Raw genomic sequence first — 20,020 nt, 5'->3', positions numbered from 1 at the left:
TTCAAATAAAAAAGATATACGGGATCCTATTCGAAGGTACAACACAAGAATAAATAGAGTTCTGGTCAAAGAAATTTTAAAGTTTCATTTTTCGAAAATTGACTAAAAATTCGTGTTCAGGATATGAAACACCCTATTTCAGGAAGTTTTTGACCACGATTAAATTATCCATGTTATAGTCGTGAGGTTCTAAAAAAACTTTAAAAGGAGCATGTAGAGACATGCAAAATGTAAAAAAATTAAGTATGAAAGAGATAAAACAAACATGTGGTGGTGGTGCTGGTAAAAATCTTATCTATGGTAAGGGCTATGGCTGTTTGCGAAGTTGTAATAGGTTATAATGTTCCGTAAAATAATAAAATACGTAAGTTCTGTATTTATATTGATAGCTACATGTATGGTGCCTTTATTTATTTTTGAATATTCTATGCCACTAAAAATATTAAGTTTACTAGTTATTTTGTTATTAAATATAGTTGGTATATTAGTAAAAAAAGAGCTGGGGATGAAATATTTCGGAATGGTACACTAATTAAAGAGAGGATGTTTATATTATGAATTTAAAAAAAAATAATTTAGAGTATAATTTATGCATTTTTTTAGCAGTAATTATAAATTTAGGATTATTTATTTTTTCCGAAACTATATTAAGTAAGATTTTACTATTGATTGCTATTGTTTCATTAGTTATTCCTAATTTCATGCAAAAAAAGAAGAGAAAAAACTCGTAATGAGTTTTTTCTCTTCTTTTTTAGTTGCATTTAGAGTATACATTTGCTAACCCAGCAGCCCATGCTAGTGGTCCTTTTGGGATTCCAAATAATCCCCCAGCAATTGCAGCACCACATTTTGCTCCACCTTTAGATAAGTTGTTAGGTCTATTTAACTCATTAGGCATTCTGTGATCATTTTCTCCACCGATAATTTGTTTCATCTCTTTCGTACTTAATTCTTTTACATTTTGCATATTTAAACACGTTCCTTTTAGAGTATTTTTATTACGATACTAGTGTGACATATATCTATAGCAAACAGTTAAAAACTTCCTGAAATAAGGTAATAACATTCCTGAAACCTATAAAATTCATCTGTTTTCATTTTAGATGAAGCGACAAATGGACTTGATAAACTACTAGAACATGAAATGATGGATCGCCTTTTAAATTTAGCAAATAAAACTCTTATATTTATTGTGCATCATTTATCGATTGCAAAATCTGGCGATAAAATTTTAGAATCCTATACATATATTTGCTAATGTACCTAAACTTTCCTGAAAGTCGGCACACGAAATGACAAATCTTCAGCAACTTGCTTCAGTTTTGTCATTACTTACTAAAAAGGTTTGGCAATCTCTATATTTGCTGCAAATAATCGCTTGTCAAAGGGGAGCAATCTCCCCCTTGAATTCCCCTCAAAACCCAAGCTCAATAATACAAAAGGCGGCTGGCATTTGCCAGCCGCCTTTTGTATTATTGAGCTTGTTTCCTTTTCGGTTAAATTGTTGATTTGCAACAATCAATAATAAACAACTAACTACCAATACGGAATTCACTTTCTGTTATTTTTTTTAAAATAAATTAATGAATATAAGAACCAACATATATATATAGACATAGTTCCTAATAAAAAGCTCAAATAAAAACTGTCTATATATTTGACTAAAATTTTATTTAATAATTCTCCGAGTATTAATCCAATTAGAGTAATAATCCCTATAATTGAAGCTTTTTCTAATTGAAGCCATTTCTTTACAGATAATTTTTTATTCATTTAATTTTTCCTCTTAATCATTAACCATACAAATAATCCTTATAACGAGAACAAGCTTTTGATAGTTACTATGCTATTAATTTTAATTAGAGATATAAGTCTTTTACCACATTTTTATTTTCTACGTCCACCATTCCAACCTTTTTTAAATCCTGAGATTATTTGGTCTGAATGATCCCATGCATCTTTTACTAAATAGCCAAGGCCAGCAACTATAATAGGTGCTATTCCTCCTTGAATCTGTAGAAGTTCTTTTTTAGATAACTCATTATATTTTTTCATTAATATTCACTCCTACGCTTACCCTAAACTTTTCGATAAACAATATCCAGGAATTATCATGTGTTTAACAGGATGGTTTGTTATACAGTTTGCTTGTTTACCCATAAATTGTCCTACACCATACCAAAGACTATCATTAGAACCACCGATAATTTGTTTCATCTCTTTTACAGAAACTTCTTTTACATTTTGCATATTGGAACTCGCTCCTTTTATATTATTTTTATTACGATACTATCATGACATACATCTATAGCAAACAGTTAAAAACTTCCTGAAATAAGGCTTTTTCATTCCTAAAACCTATAAAATTACAATTTAATTTTATTGAATATGTTATTTTAATAACTAGTTAACATAATATGTAGTTTCTTATACGGAATAAGCATGAGTTGTCTTGTTTGTTTAGTGCTATTTAGTTTTTTTCTTTATATTTCCTAACTTACGTTTGTATAATGTAAAAAAGAATGGGTGTTATTCATGCTGGATTATTCGAAAGAATCAGTAAATGATTATTTTCTAATCGACATGAAGCCTTTTTATGCGAGTATCGAGTGTATAGAAAGAAATTTTGATCCATTAACAACAGAACTTGTTGTTATGAGTCGCGCTGACAATACTGGTTTAGGATTGATATTAGAGCTTCTTCTCCTGAAGCAAAAAAGCGGTATGATATTACAAATGTGAGTAGACCACGTGATTTATCACAACTATTTCCTAAAACATCATACGTTGTTCCACCACGTATGAACCTATATATCAAGCGAAATATGCGGGTAAATAATATTTTCAAAAGATATGTGGCTGACGAAGATCTACTGATGTATCCAATCGATGAACCCATTTTAAAAGTGACCAGATCACTGAATATTTTTACGACTGAAGGAACAAGAAGTCAGAGAAGGAAAAAATTCGTTCAAATGATCCAAGAACGTATTAAAGAAGAATTAGGATTGATTGCTACGGTAGGTGTCGCGGAGATAATCCCCTTTGGCCAAACTCGCCTTAGACAATGAAGCGAAGCACAATGAAGGGTTTATTGCTGAATGGACGTATCAAAATGTTCCTGAGAAAGTATGGAATATTCCTAAAATGACGGTCTTTTGGGGCATAGGGTCTCGAATGAAAAAAACTCAACCAGATGGGGATCATGAGTATTAAAGACCTTGCTAACTGGAATCATTATACGATTAAGAGTAGGTTAGGTGTGATTGGCTTATAGCTGTACTTTCATGCAAATGGTATTGATCGAACTGACATAGCAAATTATTACTGAGATGATTAAAAAAACTAATTTATAAGCAATGAAAACGTTGACTTATAAAATGAAATAAAGTATATTTATTTTGTAAGAAAAGAAAAAAGAACTTGAGATAGCGACGCAGTTATCTCTAGAGTTATGTTACTGATAAATCAGGCAGAACTCAGAACTAATATCAAGTAAAGCTTTATGATCAAAAGCTTATTTGATATTGGATCTGAGTTCTTTTTTCTGGAAAGGAGAAACTAATGAAAGTTAAAAAGATTATCAATAACAATGTAGCTTTAATTGATCGGGGAGGAAATGAAGCAATTATCTATATGACAGGGATTGCTTTCAAAAAAAAAGTTGGCCAACGCATTAATGATTCCGAAATTGAAAAAACATATGTTTTAGATTCGAAAGACCGTTTAGAACATTTTAGCTATTTGTTATCGCATTCTGATGATAGACTGATCTCTATGATCAACGAGCTCGTTAGTTATGGAGAAAAGGAAATCGGTAAAAAAGCAAATGATTATCTTTATTTAGCTTTATTAGATCATCTCTCCTTTGCATTGAAACGCTCAGAAAAAGGACAATATCTTAGAAGTCCGCTCTTTTGGGAAGTTAAAAAGTTTTATCCAGTTTATTACAAAATCGGTTTGGAAGCTTTAAAAATGATGAAGAAATATTTTAATCATTCCTTTCCCACAGATGAAGCTGTTTCAATTGCCTTACACTTTGTTAATCTTCAAGAAAATCAGGTCAATTTTGATGAACAGATAGAAGATATGGAGACACTAAGAGACATGTTGAATATCATCAAATATCATTTTAGTTTATCTATTGACGAAGAGAGCATCAACTACATGAGGCTAGTGACACATTTACAGTATTTTATTGAACGATTAAGAAAAAAACAAGCATACGTTGAAAATGAATCTCAGTTATTTGAACAAGTAAAAAAACTATACCCTAAAGCATATACAGCTGTAGAAAAAATAGAAATATATGTAAAAGGAAAGTTCAACACCTATTTATCTCAAGATGAATACACTTATTTGATGATTCATGTTAATCGCGTAGCGGAAAGAGGCGACAATAATGGATAAGTATCATGATTTTAACAAACATATTATTGAACTTGTTGGAGGAAAAGAAAATATAGAGGCAGTAGTTCACTGTATGACACGGTTGCGTTTTACTCTTATCGATAAAACGAAAGCGCAAACAAATAAGCTTAAAAACTTAGACGGTGTGATTGATGTAGTTAGCAATAACGTTGCTTATCAAATCATCATAGGTACACATGTTAACGATGTATATAAAGAATTGATGACTCAATTAGAACTATCTCCCAAAACTACTTTAGAAGAGCAAAGTGGAAAAAAAAATCCAATAAAAGCAGCACTTGATGTCATATCTGAATCTATGACACCGATACTTGAACCTATTATTTGTGCTGGATTACTTGCTGCTGTTTTATCCATTGCTTCTTTAACTGGAATAATATCACCAGACAGTTCAACCTATCATATTTTTGATGCTTTGCGGTCTGCTGTATTTTATTTTCTACCTATTTTAATGGCTATGAGCTGCGCAAAACGATTAGGAGCAAGTCCTTATTTAGCAGTAGCACTTGCTGCTACTATACTTTCAAGTTCTATCAATGATGTGAAAGGACTGGAGTTATTTGGTATTGGATTACCTCAAATTACGTATTCTAATAGTTTTATCCCTATTTTACTAGCTATCTGGTTTATGGGGTACGTAACTAAAGTAGTTAAAAGAGTTATACCTAACACACTCCAATACTTTTTAACCCCTTTGTTAGTAATGTTAATTACTTTACCAGCAACGTTATTGATTTTTGGACCTTTAGGATTTTATATGGGAGAAGGAATCATTGGATTTTTTAATCTACTGATGAAATATGTAGGTAGTTGGTTTGTCATGATGTTATACTCTGCTCTTCAACCATTTATTATAATGTTGGGCGCAGGAAACTTTATCATGCCGGTTGTAGCTTCTCTAATTGCAGCAAATGGGTATGACCCTGCATTTATATCTTCATGTACAATCTCAGATATTGCTGTTGGGGGAGCAATGCTTGGGTATTTCTTAAGAACACGGAATTTAAAACAAAAACAATTATTTGGGACAGTAACACTTTCTGCAGTACTTGGTGTGACTGAACCTGCTATCTATGGTGTCTTTGTTAAATATCGTCGACCATTTGTTGCAGTAATGATTGGAGGAGGACTTGGTGGATTATTTGCTGGTTTGACTAGTGTTAAAGCTTATTCTGTTGCTTGGGGTTTATTTGGCCTCCCAGCGTATATAGGTGAAGGAGATTTCATGAACTTCTGGTTTATGTTAGCGGCAGTCGTGATTAGTTTTGCTGGATCAGCTGTAGCTGCTTATCTCTTAGGCGTCCCTGCACAAGAAGAGGATCAGGAGACAATCAACCATATAATAGCTGAAAAAGGGAAAGATAAAAATCTGCGCACTTCTTCATTGGGTAATGTAGTAGAAGGAGAAGTGATTTCTTTAAATGAAGTTAAAGATCAAGCTTTTTCAACAGGAGCTTTAGGAAAAGGGATTGCAATCAAACCAATAGATACACATCTTTATTCTCCAGTGGATGGGGAAATCACGGTAGTTTTTCCAACGAATCATGCAATAGGTATCCAATCACAAGATGGAATTGAAATACTAATCCATATTGGGATCGATACAGTAGAGTTAGAGGGGAAATATTTTAATTTAAATATAAAACAAGGAGATAAAATTCAAAGAGGACAACTCCTTGGAACAGTAGACTTTGATAAAATACAAGAAGCTGGTTATGATACGTCTACTATTGTAGTTGTCACGAATACCGATAGCTATTTAGACGTCATTCCTTCAAATTCAGAACAAGTAATAAAGACAGATAATCTACTAAACGTCATTTTATAGAAGGTGAAAAAATGAAATTGAAAAAGAATTTTTTATGGGGTGGAAGTATTGCTGCACATCAATGTGAAGGAGCCTGGCAGGAGGGAGGAAAAGGACCAGCTATCATGGATTATGTCAGACAAGGAAGCTATCAGGTCCCACGCCAAATCGATACAATAATTTCTTCTGAAGCTACGTATCCCTCACATATGGGTATTGATTTATATCATCAATACAAGTCAGATATTCGTCTGTTTAGTGAAATGGGATTTACAGCATTAAGAATATCAATAGATTGGTCTCGTATCTTTCCTAATGGAGATGATGAGCAGCCGAATCAAGAAGGAATTATGTATTATATAGATGTGGTGGATACGTTGTTGTCTTATGACATTGAGCCAATTGTAACATTATATCACTTCGAGATGCCAAAAAATTTAGTCCAAAAGTATGGTTCATGGACTAATCGAAAAGTAATTGAACTTTATTTGAAATTTTGTCAAACTATGTTTGAATCTTTAAAAGGAAAAGTCCACTATTGGGTTACATTTAATGAAATGAATCATATTGATCCTCAAACAGAAGCTACAGATATTTTTACGTATATTATCGCAGGTTTGAAGTATTCTGAACTCGAAAATAAATCGCAGACATTGGCTGAGATCGGATACAATATGACAGTGGCTAGTTGTTCGGCAATAGTTTTAGGAAAAAAAATAGATCCAGAAAACAAGATTGGTTGCGTATTTGGAATCGAACCTGTTTATCCAGTAGATTGCAATCCAACAAATGTGATGAATGCTTTTAAACAAATGGATCGAGATTTCTATCAAATAGATGCTATGTGCACAGGAAAGTTTCCAGACTATAAAATCAATGAATATGCAGACCAAGGAATAAAGTTGACCATAACAGAGAATGATAAATATATGTTCTCTAAAGGAACACTTGATTTTATTGGTATGAACTATTATGCATCATCTGTTGCGAAGTACGAAGGAGCAGCTGAAGAAAAGAGTGCCTTATTTGGCGGTCTTCAAAACCCGTATCTTGTGACTAGTAAATGGGGATGGACCATTGATCCGACGGGTTTACGGTATCTGCTGAATTACACTTATAGAAAATATGGACTCCCTATCATAATTACAGAAAATGGATTAGGTGCCATAGATGTTTTGACAGATGATAAAAACATACATGATGAATATCGCATCGAATACTTAAAACAGCATATTCAACAAATGAAGATTGCAATTGAAGAAGATCAGGTAGATTGCTTTGGGTATCTCACGTGGGCACCCATAGATTTAGTAAGTGCTACAACAGGCGAAATGAAAAAAAGATATGGGTTTATCTATGTAGACAAAGACGATGAAGGAAATGGAACCTTAGAAAGGTACAAAAAGGACTCTTTTTATTGGTACAAAGAAGTGATTGGTTCCAATGGAGATATTTTGTAATACCTGTTTAACATAGAAGGAGTTATAGTAGTTATATTCATATAACAAGTAGTTAGCTTAGAGTAATATTACTAAAGGACCAAAGTTCTATCTTAAAAAAATAACTATCTTTAATATATAAAATCAGCAAATCATAACCACCCTTTAAAAAAGAGGGGCAGGGTGTAGACAAAAGTATCAGTCTACACTCTGAGATGTAAGAAATATCATAAGATATTTCTTACATCTTTTTGTTTTGAGCAGGACTTTAGATAATTTTATTAATATATGCTAGCATGCTTTTGTAAGAAAAAGAAAGAGGGCGTATTAGTTATGTATCTTAAAATTACGGAACAAGCACAAGAAAGATTACAAAAATATATTGATGAAGGCGCAACAGTTATATTGGATTTAGATGATGGCGTTGGGGAATATTCTAAAATGGGTGTTTGCTCTTTAGATACTAGTTTTCGTTTACTTCTTCTTGATAAAGAACAGAGAAAAAATGATTATAAACTCCAATTAGATAGTGATATTGGGGATGTTTATATAAAAGATTATTCAAAAATGTACATGGATGAACATATGACCCTTTCTTTAGATCCACGTCTAGGTGTATTTACTCTTGAAAGCCCAAGTGGTTCTTTAGACAGTCATGTTCAATTAGTAGATCTACGACCAGAAAAATTCTCTGGAATAAAACAATAACTTTCTCTCTATTGTCCATAAAACTAGTCTCAATCAAGCTGTATTGAAAAAACAAGACAACATTCTTACCATGGTAAATAAAAAGACGACACATTTTGTCGTCTTTTTTTAAATTAACTATTTTCGATAAAAGATCGCATAGCTTGTGCCATTATTTCTGGCTTTTCTCTATTCAATTCATGTTTTCCGTTTTTAATAAAGAGTAGCCGGCCATTCGTTGAAAGTTTATATAAACGTTTTGCTGCTGGTTTATTCGCATGATCTTTGGTACCGCATAAAATCAATTTAGGAAGTCGTGATGTACGAAGCTGTTTTTTGCAGTCTAATGTTTCAAGTGAACGAAGTAGGGTAAGGGTTTGTTTTTTAGATAGACCTAATTTTTCAAATATCTTAGAAGGTACGCAGTAAAAATAAATATTCTGGAAAGTAAGCAATAAGCGATTAGGAGACTCAAATTGTGGAGCGACTAAAACAACCTTTTTTAAATATGGAGAAGGAGTTGCAAGATAGTTTAAAGCAATAACAGCGCCTAAAGATAATCCACATAAAATAAAAGGTTCCTTTATCTGATTCAATTGTACTTCGATGTATTTGGTTAAGTCGTCTAAAGTAGCAGTGTCTGTGCTGTTTAAATGATTGAACAATGAAAGACTTTTGCAAGAATAACTATTGGGTAGATAAGAGATTACATCTTTCCATGATTGTTCGTCTTGGCCTAGACCATGCAAAAAAACAATTTTCATATTGCTCTCCTTTTTATAGTTATCATATAGACTTTCTTTGTACTATTAAAATATAAACATTCATTTCTTACGTCATAAAATAAAAAAACAGCGCAGACACATTGTTAAACCAACATGTTGCACTGTTTAAGGAAGCCACTTGCCGGGCTTGAACCGGCGACCTCTTCCTTACCATGGAAGCGCTCTACCAGCTGAGCTAAAGCGGCATTATCATTAATACAAATAATAGGATAACGAATATTAATGTATTTGTCAACAGAATTTTTTCGAAAAAATGTGTTTCTCTAATAGGAAAACAGATTTTAGAAAAAATAAAAATAACAAAAAATGCGAACGGTTTCTTTGATAATATAATAAAAAAATTCAAAAAAAGTATTGCGTTATTTAGAAGAAATTGATATTATATTCATGTACTTGATTCCGGCATAGCTCAGTTGGTAGTAGCGCATGACTGTTAATCATGATGTCGTAGGTTCGAGTCCTACTGCCGGAGTAAATAAAGCTTATGCAAAGAAAAAGAAATCCAATCACTTGGGTTTCTTTTTCTTTTATTATTATGATGAATCAAGCTTTCTGTTTTTGTCACGTATGTTGTAATCTTTACGAAAGAGTAGAGTTGGCTACTCATAATCAACCATACTTCCCATCATCGCTAAATACGAAATAAATCAGCATTCCTACACCAATCAAAGCACAAGCTGCACCAAGAAAAGGGATGACATTCCCAAAGTTATCTGTATTCATAAGTATGCCACCACCCACAAACAAAAAGCCGCCAGCAATCAGGTTTTTCATTTTATTCATCTCCTTTCTTACGTTATAGTATTTCCTTCTTTCAATGAGTATTTTGAAAGCTATCTTATTGTATGATGTTCTTCTAGGCCTCTTCTTTATTATACAGGCCATTTTCGTTATCTCATAGAAATATTCCTTTTTATCTGAAAACTATTGTATACCGTATGACATTTTTCTTCATGAAGTTGTAAGTATATTCTCATTCAAATGAAAATTTCATCATAGAAGAGATTGTATTTCTAAATTCTTAAGAGTAAAATACGAAGTATAACTTGGATTTGGAAGGATGATTGGATGAAAGCTATTACGCCTGATATGACAACAAAATTTAACAAACAGTTTCAAGCAAATATCAAACAGCAGGCATTGCAGCGGGCAGTTGTGAAGAACGGAATTACTGCTTCTGCTGAAAATGTTTCAGCACATGTGGAGAATACACCGGTATTTTCTATAGATTTGGCTACGGGGAAAGTGGCTAATCAAATGCAATCGGGGCGTTGCTGGATGTTTGCTGCACTGAACACATTCCGTCATAAGATGCTGAATCAATTCCATTTAAAAGAGTTTGAATTATCACAAAATTACACTTTTTTCTGGGATAAATATGAAAAGGCAAATTATTTCTATGAAAACATCATTGCAACAGGAAAAGAGGCAATCGATAGCCGGAAAGTAGCTTTCTTACTCGCTACTCCTCAACAAGATGGCGGCCAATGGGATATGATCGTTTCATTATTCCAAAAATATGGCGTTGTGCCTAAATCGGTGATGCCGGAAAGTGCGAATAGTTCAAATTCTCGAGATTTGAATAACTACTTGAACAAATTACTGCGTAAAGATGCAGTAGTGTTACGGAAAATGGTTGCTCAAGGAGAAACATTAGACGCTATTGAAGAAAAGAAAGAAGAAATGCTAGAAAGCATTTATAACTTCTTAGCTATCTCATTAGGAACACCTCCAAAAGAATTCGATTTTGAGTACCGCGATGAAGAAAAGAACTATCATCTTGACCGAGGACTGACACCGCAAATTTTTTATGATAAATACATCGGTGTAAAATTAGATGATTATGTTAGCGTGATCAATGCACCAACAAAAGACAAACCATTCAATCGTTCTTATACAGTAGAGATGCTAGGAAATGTCGTTGGCGGGAAAGAAGTCAAATATCTGAATGTTGATATGGAAACTTTCAAAAAATTAGCGATTGCTCAGCTTGAAGAAGGAGAATCTGTTTGGTTTGGTTGTGATGTAGGTCAATCTTCTACTAGAACTAGTGGCATCATGGCCTTAGATGCTTATTCAATGGATGATCTATTTGATACGGATTTTACAATGACTAAAGCTGAACGTTTAGATTTTGGAGAAAGTCTGATGACCCATGCGATGGTATTGACCGGTGTTGACTTAGTAGACGGGCAATCAACAAAATGGAAAGTCGAAAATAGCTGGGGCGAAAAAGTTGGAAAGAATGGCTTCTTCGTTATGAGTGATGCCTGGATGGACGAATATACGTACCAAATCGTTGTAAGAAAAGATTTATTGACGAAAGAGCAATTAAATGCGTTCAATGAAGAACCAATTGTTCTATCTCCGTGGGATCCAATGGGTGCTTTAGCATAGACGAGTATTTCAATGAAGAGTATGTAGTAAAGATAAAAAGAGCTGGCTTAAGCCAGCTCTTTTTATCTTTAAAGTCCATTCCCTGTTTTTTATGGTCCCTGTGCTATAATTCTAAATAAAGGATAAGGATTGGAAATAATCCTTTTATCATCTTAATTGTCAAATTAAGTTAGACAAATCATCAATACTTACGTAACTCAAAAATACTTCCAAAGGTGTTCGATAATTCAGTGATTTTCTAGGAATATTATTTCGTTTCGATGCGACAGATTGAATAAAAGATTCATCTACTGAATTGAAATCCATAGATTTCAATAAACCATCTCTACGTAACAATCCGTTAGAATTCTCGTTTAGGCCTCTTTGAGACGGCGTTCCTGGATCAGCGAAATAAATGGCAATATCATTGGCATTACTGATCTGTTTCCAATTTGAAAATTCCTTTCCACAATCAAAAGTGATGGATTTGAATAGATTTTTCGGTACAGATTCAAACCAATGATTTAATTTGTTTTCAATATCAATCGCTTGTCTACCACACGGTTTCAATGTGATGATAACTTTTGATAATCGTTCAACTAAGGTAATTACAGCACTTTTATGTTTCAAACCTACGATAGTGTCACCTTCAAGGTGACCAAACTCATTTGAGAATTGGCTATAATCTTTTTCACGTTCATGAATAGAGCGACGGAAAGCTTGTTTTCCACGTCTTTCTTGATGTCCATTTGGTTTACGCTTGCCTTTCATCGGTAAGTCAGAAGGATTAAATAGCCCCTTTTTGAACATACGATAAATGGTACGAGCAGAACAACGAATAGGAAACGCTGCACGACCAACAATCACATCGGGTGTCCATCCTTGAACAACCTTTCTTTGAATATATTCTGATTGTTCCTCAGGTAAAACAAGCGGGCGTCTACCACAGTTTGATTTGTTTTTCTTATACTGTTGATAGTACTCTAAGGCTGATCTTCCTTGCTTGAAGAACAGGTATACTTTATGGATCGTTTGTCTTGAACGATTCAAGCAATGCGCAGTTTTCGCAACAGATTGATTTATTTTGAAATAAGACTCTATCATTACAAGTTCATCCGTTGTAAGATGGGTATAGGTCATTTGTACTCACTCCTTATAATTCTTTGGACGGAACTATTTTGAGTGTAGCACAAATGACTTTTTTAGTTGTCTAGCTTAATTTTACAATCGGCGTCATTAAAAATATGATGACGAAGTAGAATAAAATTGGGAGTAGGGGGGAAAGTCATGGATATCCAAACTGTTTTATCTGATCTGAAATTAAATGGTAAAGTGATTCCAGTTGTTGGTGGCGATGTTAATCAGACCTATCGTATAAAAACCGAACATCGTGCTTATTTTTTAAAAATCCATCCGAATGTAAAAAAAGGATTTTTTGAAGCAGAAGTAGACGGATTAAAAGAACTGTCAGCATTCGTACGTGTACCAGATACGTATATGCTAGGTGAAACAAGTGAAGGCGCTTATTTGTTAATGGAATGGATCGAGCCGGGAAAAGGGGATCAACGAGATCTTGCTGCAGCTTTAGCTAATCTCCATCAGCAAACAGCGCCACAATTTGGTTTTCGTAAAGATAACTATTTGGGTACACTTGTTCAGAAAAATTCTTTTGAAGAAGATTGGTGGACTTTTTTCTTTAAAGATCGGCTTGAATCCCAGATTTCTTTGGCAGAAGAAACGAATCGATGGAATGTACAGCGTCAAGAAAAGTATCTGCGATTTAAAGAACGTGTATTGAAATCGGTTGAACCAAAAAAGATCACTCCACGCCTCTTGCACGGAGACCTGTGGAGTGGTAATGTGTTCTTTGACCAGCAAGGGCATCCAGTTTTTGTCGACCCAGCTGTTTCTTATGGGAATCGGGAACAAGATATCGCAATGAGCCAGTTATTCGGTGGTTTCCGACCGGAATTTTTAGATGCTTATCAAACTATATTTCCATTAGAAAAGGGATGGAAAGAACGACTGCCGATTTACCAGTTATATTATCTTTTGGCACATTTGAATATGTTTGGAGAAAGTTACGGTTCCCAAGTAGATCAATTACTAGAAAATTTTTAAGAGGAGGGCGTGTTTTTGGCAAAAAAATATACCAAAAAGCATGAAGTTTCATATTATGAGTGTGACATCAACCAAACGATGACATTTCCTTCGATGTTAGGAGTAGTTATCAAAACGTCTGAAGATCAAAGCGACCAGTTGGGAAGAGGCAGTGAATTCGTCAATAGCTTTGGACTTACTTGGGTCATCACGAATTATTCCATGGAGATTAATCGTCTCCCTAGAGTCGGTGAAGTAATCTCAGTAACGACTCAAGCCATGGAGTACAATAAGTTTTTCTGTTATCGGAACTTCTGGATCCATGATGAAGATGGGAAAGAATTAGTCAAAATAGAATCTGTTTTCGTATTGATGGATTTTGTGAATCGAAAAATGAGCAGTGTTAATGAAGAGATCATTGCTCCTTTTGAGAGTGAGAAGATCAAGAAAATCAAGCGTCAGGAAAAAATTGAAAAGATTGATTCGGGCTTCATGTTGCCATATCGTGTTCGTTTTTATGATATCGATAGTAATCAGCATGTTAATAATGCGATGTATTTTAATTGGATCATTGACGTATTAGGATATGACTTTTTGACTACGCATGTTCCAGAAAAAGTAATTATTCGATTTGATAAAGAAGTAGAGTACGGGAATGAGATTGAAAGCCATTTTGAACAAGTCCCAACCGAAAATGGTATCAAAACAAAACATGAAATCCGAATGCAAGAACAGCTGTATTGTGAAGCCAATATTCTATGGAAAAATAAATAAAAAAGAGGTTGTGACAGAAGTGGTCAGCTTCAAGAAAGAAGAAGAAATTTACGAAAATTGTTTCTCAAATTTTTGTAAAATTTCGGCTTAGTTTTCGAAGAAGCTACTTTTGTCACAGCCTCTCTTTTTAAGTTTAGCTATCAGATATTGATGTTTAGTTTTGGATAAACGAAATCAATTCTTCGCCCGTCAAACCATAGTTTACGGCAATCAATAGTTTTAAACGTGCTTTCTGACTATTGATGCTGTTGCAGAAAATAATCCCCATTTCTTCTAGTTCTTTTCCTCCGCCTTCATAATCATAAACAGGCTCTGCGATTCCATTGAAACAACGAGAAACAAGTACTACAGGGATTTTTTGGACAAGAAGCTTTTCCAAAGCAGCTAAGGCTTGTGGAGGGAGATTCCCCGCACCTAAAGCTTCGATTACCAAACCGTCTACTTTCGTATGGGCGATGGCTTCCAATAAGTCCCCTTGCATCCCAGCATATGCTTTAACGATCGGGATAGTCCCATCTACAGCGGAAATGTCCAGTCGCTTTGTTTCTAAAAGTTCCTGCAAGAATAAAATTCGATTCTTAGTTACTAAGCCGATGGGACCCAATGTAGGTGTTCGGAAAGTAGCAACATTTGTGGTATGGGTCTTTGTCACGTAGCGTGCAGAATGGATCTCATCGTTCATGACCACCAAAACCCCCTTATCTAGCGCTTCTTCACAACTTGCGACACGAATCGCACTTTCAAAATTATAAAGGCCGTCACTTCCAAGTTCATTACTTGAACGCATTGCCCCAGTCAAAACAATTGGTAATTTGTTGCCAATCGTTGTATCAAGAAAAAAAGCAGTTTCTTCTAATGTATCTGTACCGTGTGTGATCACCACTCCGGATATACCTGATGCATAAGCGGACAAGATACGTTCTTTTAATACCAACATGTGAGAAGGCATGATGTGTGGTGAGGGAAGATTGAAGATATCTTCAACTAATAATTCTACATGCTTGGGGATTGTGATTTCTGCATCTAATAATGGGTTTGCCACATCAGGACTAACACCGCCCGTGAGCATGTTTTCTTTCATGGCGATCGTTCCGCCGGTGTGTAGTACAAGTATTTTTTTCATTTTACAGACTTCCTTACGAATAATTTTGCATAGCCGTTAAATCTTATTGTATACTATATAAAAGAGTTTTGCTATCAGTGAAGAATAACGAATAGCCTAACTTATCATAAAAAAGCTGACCTTATTAAAATGGAAAAGACTCAACCTTGACCTCCTAATACAATGGAGTATCTGGTTGAGTTTCTTTTACAAGAAAGCAGCCAAGGAAATCAATCACGAAGGTGGCCGGAAATGATCAGAATCGGATTAACATCGTTTAAAGAACATGACAAATTAACTGGTAAAAAGAATAACACTCTTTATGAATATGCAGGGTTTCTACCCTTAGTGGAATTAGATACTGCCTATTATGGAATTCCCCGAAAGTCCTCAGTTGAGAATTGGATAAGTGAAGTACCTGAATCATTTCGCTTTGTAGTCAAAGTCTATCAAGGAATCAGCGGTCAAGGAGACTGGAAGCCTTATTATCAGACCGAAGAAGAGATGATTGCGCATTTTTTAGATGTTATGTCGCCAATGGTAGATGCTGGAAAGATGTTTTGCTTTTTAGTCCAATTCCCCTCATCATTCAAATGTACGAAAGAAAATGTCCAGTACTTGCGCAAACTTAGAAAGTGGTTTGAGGGTTATCCTGTTTCTATAGAATTGCGGGATTATTCTTGGTACAGCGATGAATTTCTTGAACGTACAAGAAACTTTATGACTAGAGCCGCTTTTTCTTTAGCCATCATCGATGAGCCACAGTTGCTGAATACAACGATTCCTTTTGATCCATTTGTCACCAATCCGAACTTTGCTCTTTTTCGATTCCATGGTAGGAATGCGCAAGGATGGCAAGCAAATGATAAAGAGTGGCGTAAAAAAAGAACGTTATATCGTTATTCAGAAAAAGAACTGCAAGAACTAGCACATGAAGTCAAAGTAGTTGATTCTAAGACAAAAGAGGTAGGTGTGATTTTTAATAATAATTCTGGTGGTGATGCGGCTGAAAATGCATTAGCACTGCAAAAAATATTAAATATCAAGCCAGATGGACTCAATCCAACCCAAATGGATCTGTTTTAAGGGCTTATTTTATTCAAGAAAGGGGCGAAGTCTATGATCAAAGCTATTTTTTTTGATATTGACGGAACATTGGTCACCAATCGTTCAAAAGCGTTGGAATCAACAAAACAAGCAATTGAATATGCTCGGAAAAACGGCATTTTATGCGGTGTAGCAACGGGGCGCAGCCCAGTAAAGATCAAAGAAATCATTGATGAATTGGAATTAGATATGTATGTCGTGTATAATGGTCAACTGGTTTTTACTGCAGATCGCACGATTATCGACCACCCTTTTGAACAAAAAGTATTGGAACATATTGTTGAATTTGCAGATGAGAACCATCGACAAATCGTTTTTGGTGCGAGAAATCGGTTAGATGGATCAACGACGATGCTATTAGGACAATCGATTTTTATCAAGCGACTAGTCAGCTTTTTACCGCGTAAATTCCCGGTACGTCTGATGAAAAAAATCCTCCAGGTTTTTAGCCCTCACCGACAAAAGGATCGTTATGAAACGTTAGAGATATTAAAAGAACCAATTTATCAATGTATATTGCTCAGTCCGGAGTCAGAACAGAAAAAGTTAGAACATCGCTTTCCCGAGTGTACGTTTCAGCGTTCAAATACGTATACTGTAGATATCATCCCAAAAGGTGGTTCAAAATTACTAGGCATCCAAGCTTTCGCAAATGCTGTCGGAATTGAAATGGAAGAAATCATGGCATTCGGCGATCATTACAATGATATCGAGATGCTGAAAGGTGTAGGAATTGGAGTGGCCATGGGGAATGCTCAGATCGAAGTAAAACATGCTGCAGACTTTGTGACTCAATCAAATGAAGAAGATGGGATATACGAAGGACTGAAACACTTCGGTCTGATTTATTAGTCAATGAAAGAAGGAAAAAATCAGTATGGAAGCAGAGACACCTTTTCAAAAAGTAGAAACATTCCACAAAACTTTTGATCCAAGAAGACCAGAGATACCCACGGCTTTTACAGAAAATGAAGCTCATACACGTGCTGCGTTCAAAATAGAAGAACTTGTTGAATTTGTTGCAGCTACTTCACCTAATAAAGAACAACTGCATGAAGCTGTTATGCTGCTGCACGAAGCATTAGATAAAGCAGAAGAAAAAATACTTGGTAAAACACAGTGGGGAAGTGATCCGCTGGTTGAACAAGTAGATGCACTGACAGATATCCTTTACTTTACTTATGGTTCTTTTTCATTACTAGGAATAGTGCCTGATCGAATATTCGAAATCGTCCATCAGGCAAATATGGGGAAATTATTTCCAGATGGAAAACCTCATTATGACCCTGTAACAAATAAAGTGTTGAAACCTGAAAACTGGCAGATGGAATATGCTCCAGAACCTAAAATCGCGGCAGAAATCCAACGTCAGATTCAAGAAGCGATTGCTAAGAAGAAATCCGCTGATATAGGTATGTGCACAAATGAAAAAGAGTGATCAGAGTTTCACTATTTTTGTTATCTTTATCCGATGGAAAAACAAAAGATTTTCGTTTAAGTTAGTGAATGCATGAAAATAGTATGCTATAATCTAGAATAGATGTCTTTTGCACGAGAGACGTATTATTTGGATTTATGCCAAGCAGAACGCCATCTGTTGCATAAAAGATGCATACTGAAAACGGAGGAACCATAAATGGGAAATAATGTTATCATCGGAATCGTCATTGCAATCATTATAGTCGCCATTGTCGTCTTTTTGGTTAGTTACTTGATGAAGAAAAAAAACCAAGATCGATTGGATGCCTTAGAAAAACGCAAGGAAGAATTATTTGACTTGCCAGTGATTGAAGAAGTCGATGATGTTAAAAAAATGCATCTGGTTGGGCAAAGCCAAAATACCTTTCGTGAATGGAGTCAAAAATGGAATGACATATCTACTTCCTCGTTCGCTGAACTAGAAAGTCAAATTTTCGAAGTGGAAAACCTCAATGAAAGTTTTCGGTTCTTAAAAGGAAAAAAAGCAGTTGTTGAAGCAGAAGCTACAATGGACCAAATGGAGAAACAAGTGACGGAAATCCGTGAAGGTCTAAAGGAATTGCGGGAAACGGAAGAACGCAACTCACTAGCTGTTCAGCAGGCACTTGACGTCTATGAAGAACTGAAAGAAAAAGTCAGAGAAGACGAGCATGAATACGGACCAGCTCTTTTTGAATTGCAAAAACAGATCAAAGTGATCGAAAAAGAATTTACGCAGTTTGTGACTTTAAACACTTCTGGAGACCCTGTTGAAGCCCGCGAGGTTTTGGATAAAGCAGAAAAACATACGTATGAAGTGGAAGCTCTGATGAAAAAAATTCCACCGCTGTATGAGGAGCTCCATACCACTTTCCCTGAACAACTTGAAGAAATCAGTGATACTTACGAGAAATTGATGGAAGAACAATATGTATTCCCAGAAGAAGATCTTGCTGAAGATATCGCAAAAGTAAGTCGAAGAATTGAAAATTCATTAGCCAATCTTGAAAAAACAGAAGTTGAAACGGTCGAATTTGAAAACCGTGAAACAGCTGATTTGATTGATTCGTTATATGATATCTTAGAACGGGAAATGGAAGCTCAGAGATATGTAAAAACTAACCAATCAACGATTGCAGAGTATATCAAACATACAACAAAGAATAACCGTCAATTATTGATTGAGCTGGATCACACATCTCAAAGCTATACATTGAACCACAATGAAATTGGTCGTGTACGAGGTTTCCAAACCGAAGTGGAAGAAATGGAACGTCAAAATGAACAGATGATTCCACAGATCCGTCAACACGAAATTCCTTATTCAGAAGTGCGCACGTTCTATAAAACAGTCTTCAAAGTCTTAGAAGATATCGAAAAGCAACAAGTAGAGATCGACGACTCATTACATGAATTGAGAAAAGGCGAAAAAGAAGCGCAAGAAAAGATCGATACATTCGAATTCAAATTGCGCAGTTTGAAACGTTTTGTAGAAAAACAACGTTTGCCTGGCTTGCCGAATGATTACCTAGAATTCTTTTTTGTTGCTACTGACCGTATTGAAGAACTAAGTGTTGTCTTGAATAAAATTCGAGTAAACATGGAAGAGGTCAATCGTTTAGTTGCTCTATGTGAAGAAGATCTAGAATTATTAGATAAGAAGACACATGATTTAGTAGATGCAGCAGCATTAACGGAGCAAATGCTCCAATATGCAAATCGTTATCGTCATACACACGAAGAAGTGAGAGAAGCAATTGATAAAAGCTACTATTTATTCAATAAAGAATATCACTATCAAGAAGCATTAGACGAAATCGGTACAGCATTAGAGCGAGTAGAACCTGGTGCTTTCAAACGCATCGAAGATTTTTATTTTAATCATCCAGACTTAGTATAAAGCAAAAAAGTTAGTAAACCAGCAAGAGCAAGACGGATTATTGTCTTGTTCTTG

At 35.0% G+C, this 20,020-nt stretch carries 19 protein-coding genes, 2 tRNA genes and 1 pseudogene; 13 read left to right on the top strand and 9 right to left on the bottom strand.

The features are described from left to right. Window positions 1-751: 751 nt before the first annotated feature. The 4 genes from IGL70_RS09880 to IGL70_RS09865 form a co-directional block, all read right to left on the bottom strand. Complete coding sequence (locus IGL70_RS09880) at window positions 752-967, bottom strand: bacteriocin (protein WP_002295295.1); 216 nt, start codon at window positions 965-967, stop codon at window positions 752-754. Window positions 968-1,551: 584 nt separating this feature from the next. Then, the gene (locus tag IGL70_RS09875) at window positions 1,552-1,773 is read right to left on the bottom strand and encodes a hypothetical protein (protein ID WP_002331254.1); all 222 of its coding nucleotides are present in this window, start codon (window positions 1,771-1,773) and stop codon (window positions 1,552-1,554) included. A 114-nt stretch (window positions 1,774-1,887) separates the two neighbouring features. Continuing rightward, window positions 1,888-2,055 (bottom strand): class IIb bacteriocin, lactobin A/cerein 7B family, encoded by a 168-nt coding sequence (locus IGL70_RS09870; RefSeq protein ID WP_002295575.1) that lies wholly within the window; start codon window positions 2,053-2,055, stop codon window positions 1,888-1,890. 18 nt (window positions 2,056-2,073) lie between these two features. After that, the gene (locus IGL70_RS09865) at window positions 2,074-2,250 is read right to left on the bottom strand and encodes a bacteriocin (protein WP_002298841.1); all 177 of its coding nucleotides are present in this window, start codon (window positions 2,248-2,250) and stop codon (window positions 2,074-2,076) included. Window positions 2,251-2,535: 285 nt separating this feature from the next. Here IGL70_RS09865 and IGL70_RS09860 point away from each other — a divergent pair. The 5 genes and pseudogenes from IGL70_RS09860 to IGL70_RS09840 form a co-directional block, all read left to right on the top strand. After that, window positions 2,536-3,274 (top strand): annotated as a pseudogene (locus IGL70_RS09860) (type VI secretion protein ImpB); the annotation flags it as partial. A 290-nt stretch (window positions 3,275-3,564) separates the two neighbouring features. Next, on the top strand, window positions 3,565-4,410 hold the full coding sequence (locus tag IGL70_RS09855; protein WP_002294088.1) for a PRD domain-containing protein: 846 nt from the start codon (window positions 3,565-3,567) through the stop codon (window positions 4,408-4,410). Then, window positions 4,403-6,259, top strand: a complete 1,857-nt coding sequence (locus IGL70_RS09850; protein ID WP_002294087.1) for a PTS beta-glucoside transporter subunit IIBCA — start codon at window positions 4,403-4,405, stop codon at window positions 6,257-6,259. The genes IGL70_RS09855 and IGL70_RS09850 overlap by 8 nt, the downstream gene beginning before the upstream one ends. 11 nt (window positions 6,260-6,270) lie before the next feature. Further along, on the top strand, window positions 6,271-7,698 hold the full coding sequence (locus IGL70_RS09845) for a family 1 glycosylhydrolase (protein WP_002294086.1): 1,428 nt from the start codon (window positions 6,271-6,273) through the stop codon (window positions 7,696-7,698). A gap of 312 nt (window positions 7,699-8,010) precedes the next feature. Next, window positions 8,011-8,385, top strand: a complete 375-nt coding sequence (locus tag IGL70_RS09840) for an iron-sulfur cluster biosynthesis family protein (RefSeq protein ID WP_002287966.1) — start codon at window positions 8,011-8,013, stop codon at window positions 8,383-8,385. A gap of 113 nt (window positions 8,386-8,498) precedes the next feature. Here the strand turns inward: IGL70_RS09840 and IGL70_RS09835 are convergent, their stop codons facing one another. Together IGL70_RS09835 and IGL70_RS09830 are read right to left on the bottom strand one after the other, a co-directional pair. Continuing rightward, on the bottom strand, window positions 8,499-9,128 hold the full coding sequence (locus IGL70_RS09835) for an alpha/beta fold hydrolase (protein WP_002287965.1): 630 nt from the start codon (window positions 9,126-9,128) through the stop codon (window positions 8,499-8,501). 133 nt (window positions 9,129-9,261) lie between these two features. Continuing rightward, a tRNA-Thr gene (locus tag IGL70_RS09830) sits at window positions 9,262-9,334 on the bottom strand. A gap of 213 nt (window positions 9,335-9,547) precedes the next feature. Here IGL70_RS09830 and IGL70_RS09825 point away from each other — a divergent pair. Beyond that, window positions 9,548-9,621: transfer RNA gene (locus tag IGL70_RS09825), tRNA-Asn, on the top strand. A 137-nt stretch (window positions 9,622-9,758) separates the two neighbouring features. Here the strand turns inward: IGL70_RS09825 and IGL70_RS09820 are convergent. Next, the gene (locus IGL70_RS09820; RefSeq protein WP_002296289.1) at window positions 9,759-9,923 is read right to left on the bottom strand and encodes a hypothetical protein; all 165 of its coding nucleotides are present in this window, start codon (window positions 9,921-9,923) and stop codon (window positions 9,759-9,761) included. Between the two features lie 294 nt (window positions 9,924-10,217). Between IGL70_RS09820 and IGL70_RS09815 the strand changes: the two genes are divergently transcribed. After that, window positions 10,218-11,546, top strand: a complete 1,329-nt coding sequence (locus tag IGL70_RS09815) for a C1 family peptidase (protein WP_002294080.1) — start codon at window positions 10,218-10,220, stop codon at window positions 11,544-11,546. A gap of 159 nt (window positions 11,547-11,705) precedes the next feature. Here IGL70_RS09815 and IGL70_RS09810 read toward each other — a convergent pair whose 3' ends face one another. Further along, window positions 11,706-12,665, bottom strand: coding sequence for an IS30 family transposase (locus IGL70_RS09810; RefSeq protein ID WP_113809460.1), 960 nt, complete (start codon window positions 12,663-12,665; stop codon window positions 11,706-11,708). Between the two features lie 147 nt (window positions 12,666-12,812). Here IGL70_RS09810 and IGL70_RS09805 point away from each other — a divergent pair, with 147 nt between their 5' ends. Continuing rightward, window positions 12,813-13,646: a fructosamine kinase family protein gene (locus tag IGL70_RS09805; protein WP_104874059.1), complete on the top strand. Its 834-nt coding sequence runs from the start codon at window positions 12,813-12,815 to the stop codon at window positions 13,644-13,646. 15 nt (window positions 13,647-13,661) lie between these two features. Beyond that, complete coding sequence (locus IGL70_RS09800) at window positions 13,662-14,399, top strand: acyl-ACP thioesterase domain-containing protein (protein WP_104874058.1); 738 nt, start codon at window positions 13,662-13,664, stop codon at window positions 14,397-14,399. A gap of 154 nt (window positions 14,400-14,553) precedes the next feature. On the opposite strand, the gene IGL70_RS09795 is transcribed toward IGL70_RS09800, so the two are convergent. Continuing rightward, window positions 14,554-15,522 carry an asparaginase gene (locus IGL70_RS09795; RefSeq protein WP_104874054.1) on the bottom strand — a complete coding sequence of 323 codons (969 nt, stop codon included), beginning with the start codon at window positions 15,520-15,522 and terminating at the stop codon, window positions 14,554-14,556. Window positions 15,523-15,753: 231 nt separating this feature from the next. On the opposite strand from IGL70_RS09795, the gene IGL70_RS09790 reads away from it, so the two are divergent. From IGL70_RS09790 to IGL70_RS09775, 4 genes are all read left to right on the top strand, one after another. Then, on the top strand, window positions 15,754-16,587 hold the full coding sequence (locus IGL70_RS09790) for a DUF72 domain-containing protein (RefSeq protein ID WP_104874055.1): 834 nt from the start codon (window positions 15,754-15,756) through the stop codon (window positions 16,585-16,587). A gap of 33 nt (window positions 16,588-16,620) precedes the next feature. Continuing rightward, complete coding sequence (locus tag IGL70_RS09785; protein ID WP_002294078.1) at window positions 16,621-17,460, top strand: Cof-type HAD-IIB family hydrolase; 840 nt, start codon at window positions 16,621-16,623, stop codon at window positions 17,458-17,460. 25 nt (window positions 17,461-17,485) lie between these two features. After that, window positions 17,486-18,046, top strand: a complete 561-nt coding sequence (locus tag IGL70_RS09780; RefSeq protein ID WP_002287958.1) for a haloacid dehalogenase — start codon at window positions 17,486-17,488, stop codon at window positions 18,044-18,046. 198 nt (window positions 18,047-18,244) lie between these two features. Then, a complete protein-coding gene (locus IGL70_RS09775; RefSeq protein ID WP_002287957.1) occupies window positions 18,245-19,966 on the top strand; it encodes a septation ring formation regulator EzrA in 1,722 nt (573 codons plus the stop codon). The last annotated feature ends 54 nt before the right edge of the window (window positions 19,967-20,020 follow it).

This window comes from Enterococcus sp. DIV0901a, assembly GCF_051711525.1.
GTDB classification, from domain to species: Bacteria; Bacillota; Bacilli; order Lactobacillales; family Enterococcaceae; genus Enterococcus_B; species Enterococcus_B faecium.
This window is presented reverse-complemented; position numbering and strand designations above follow the sequence as displayed.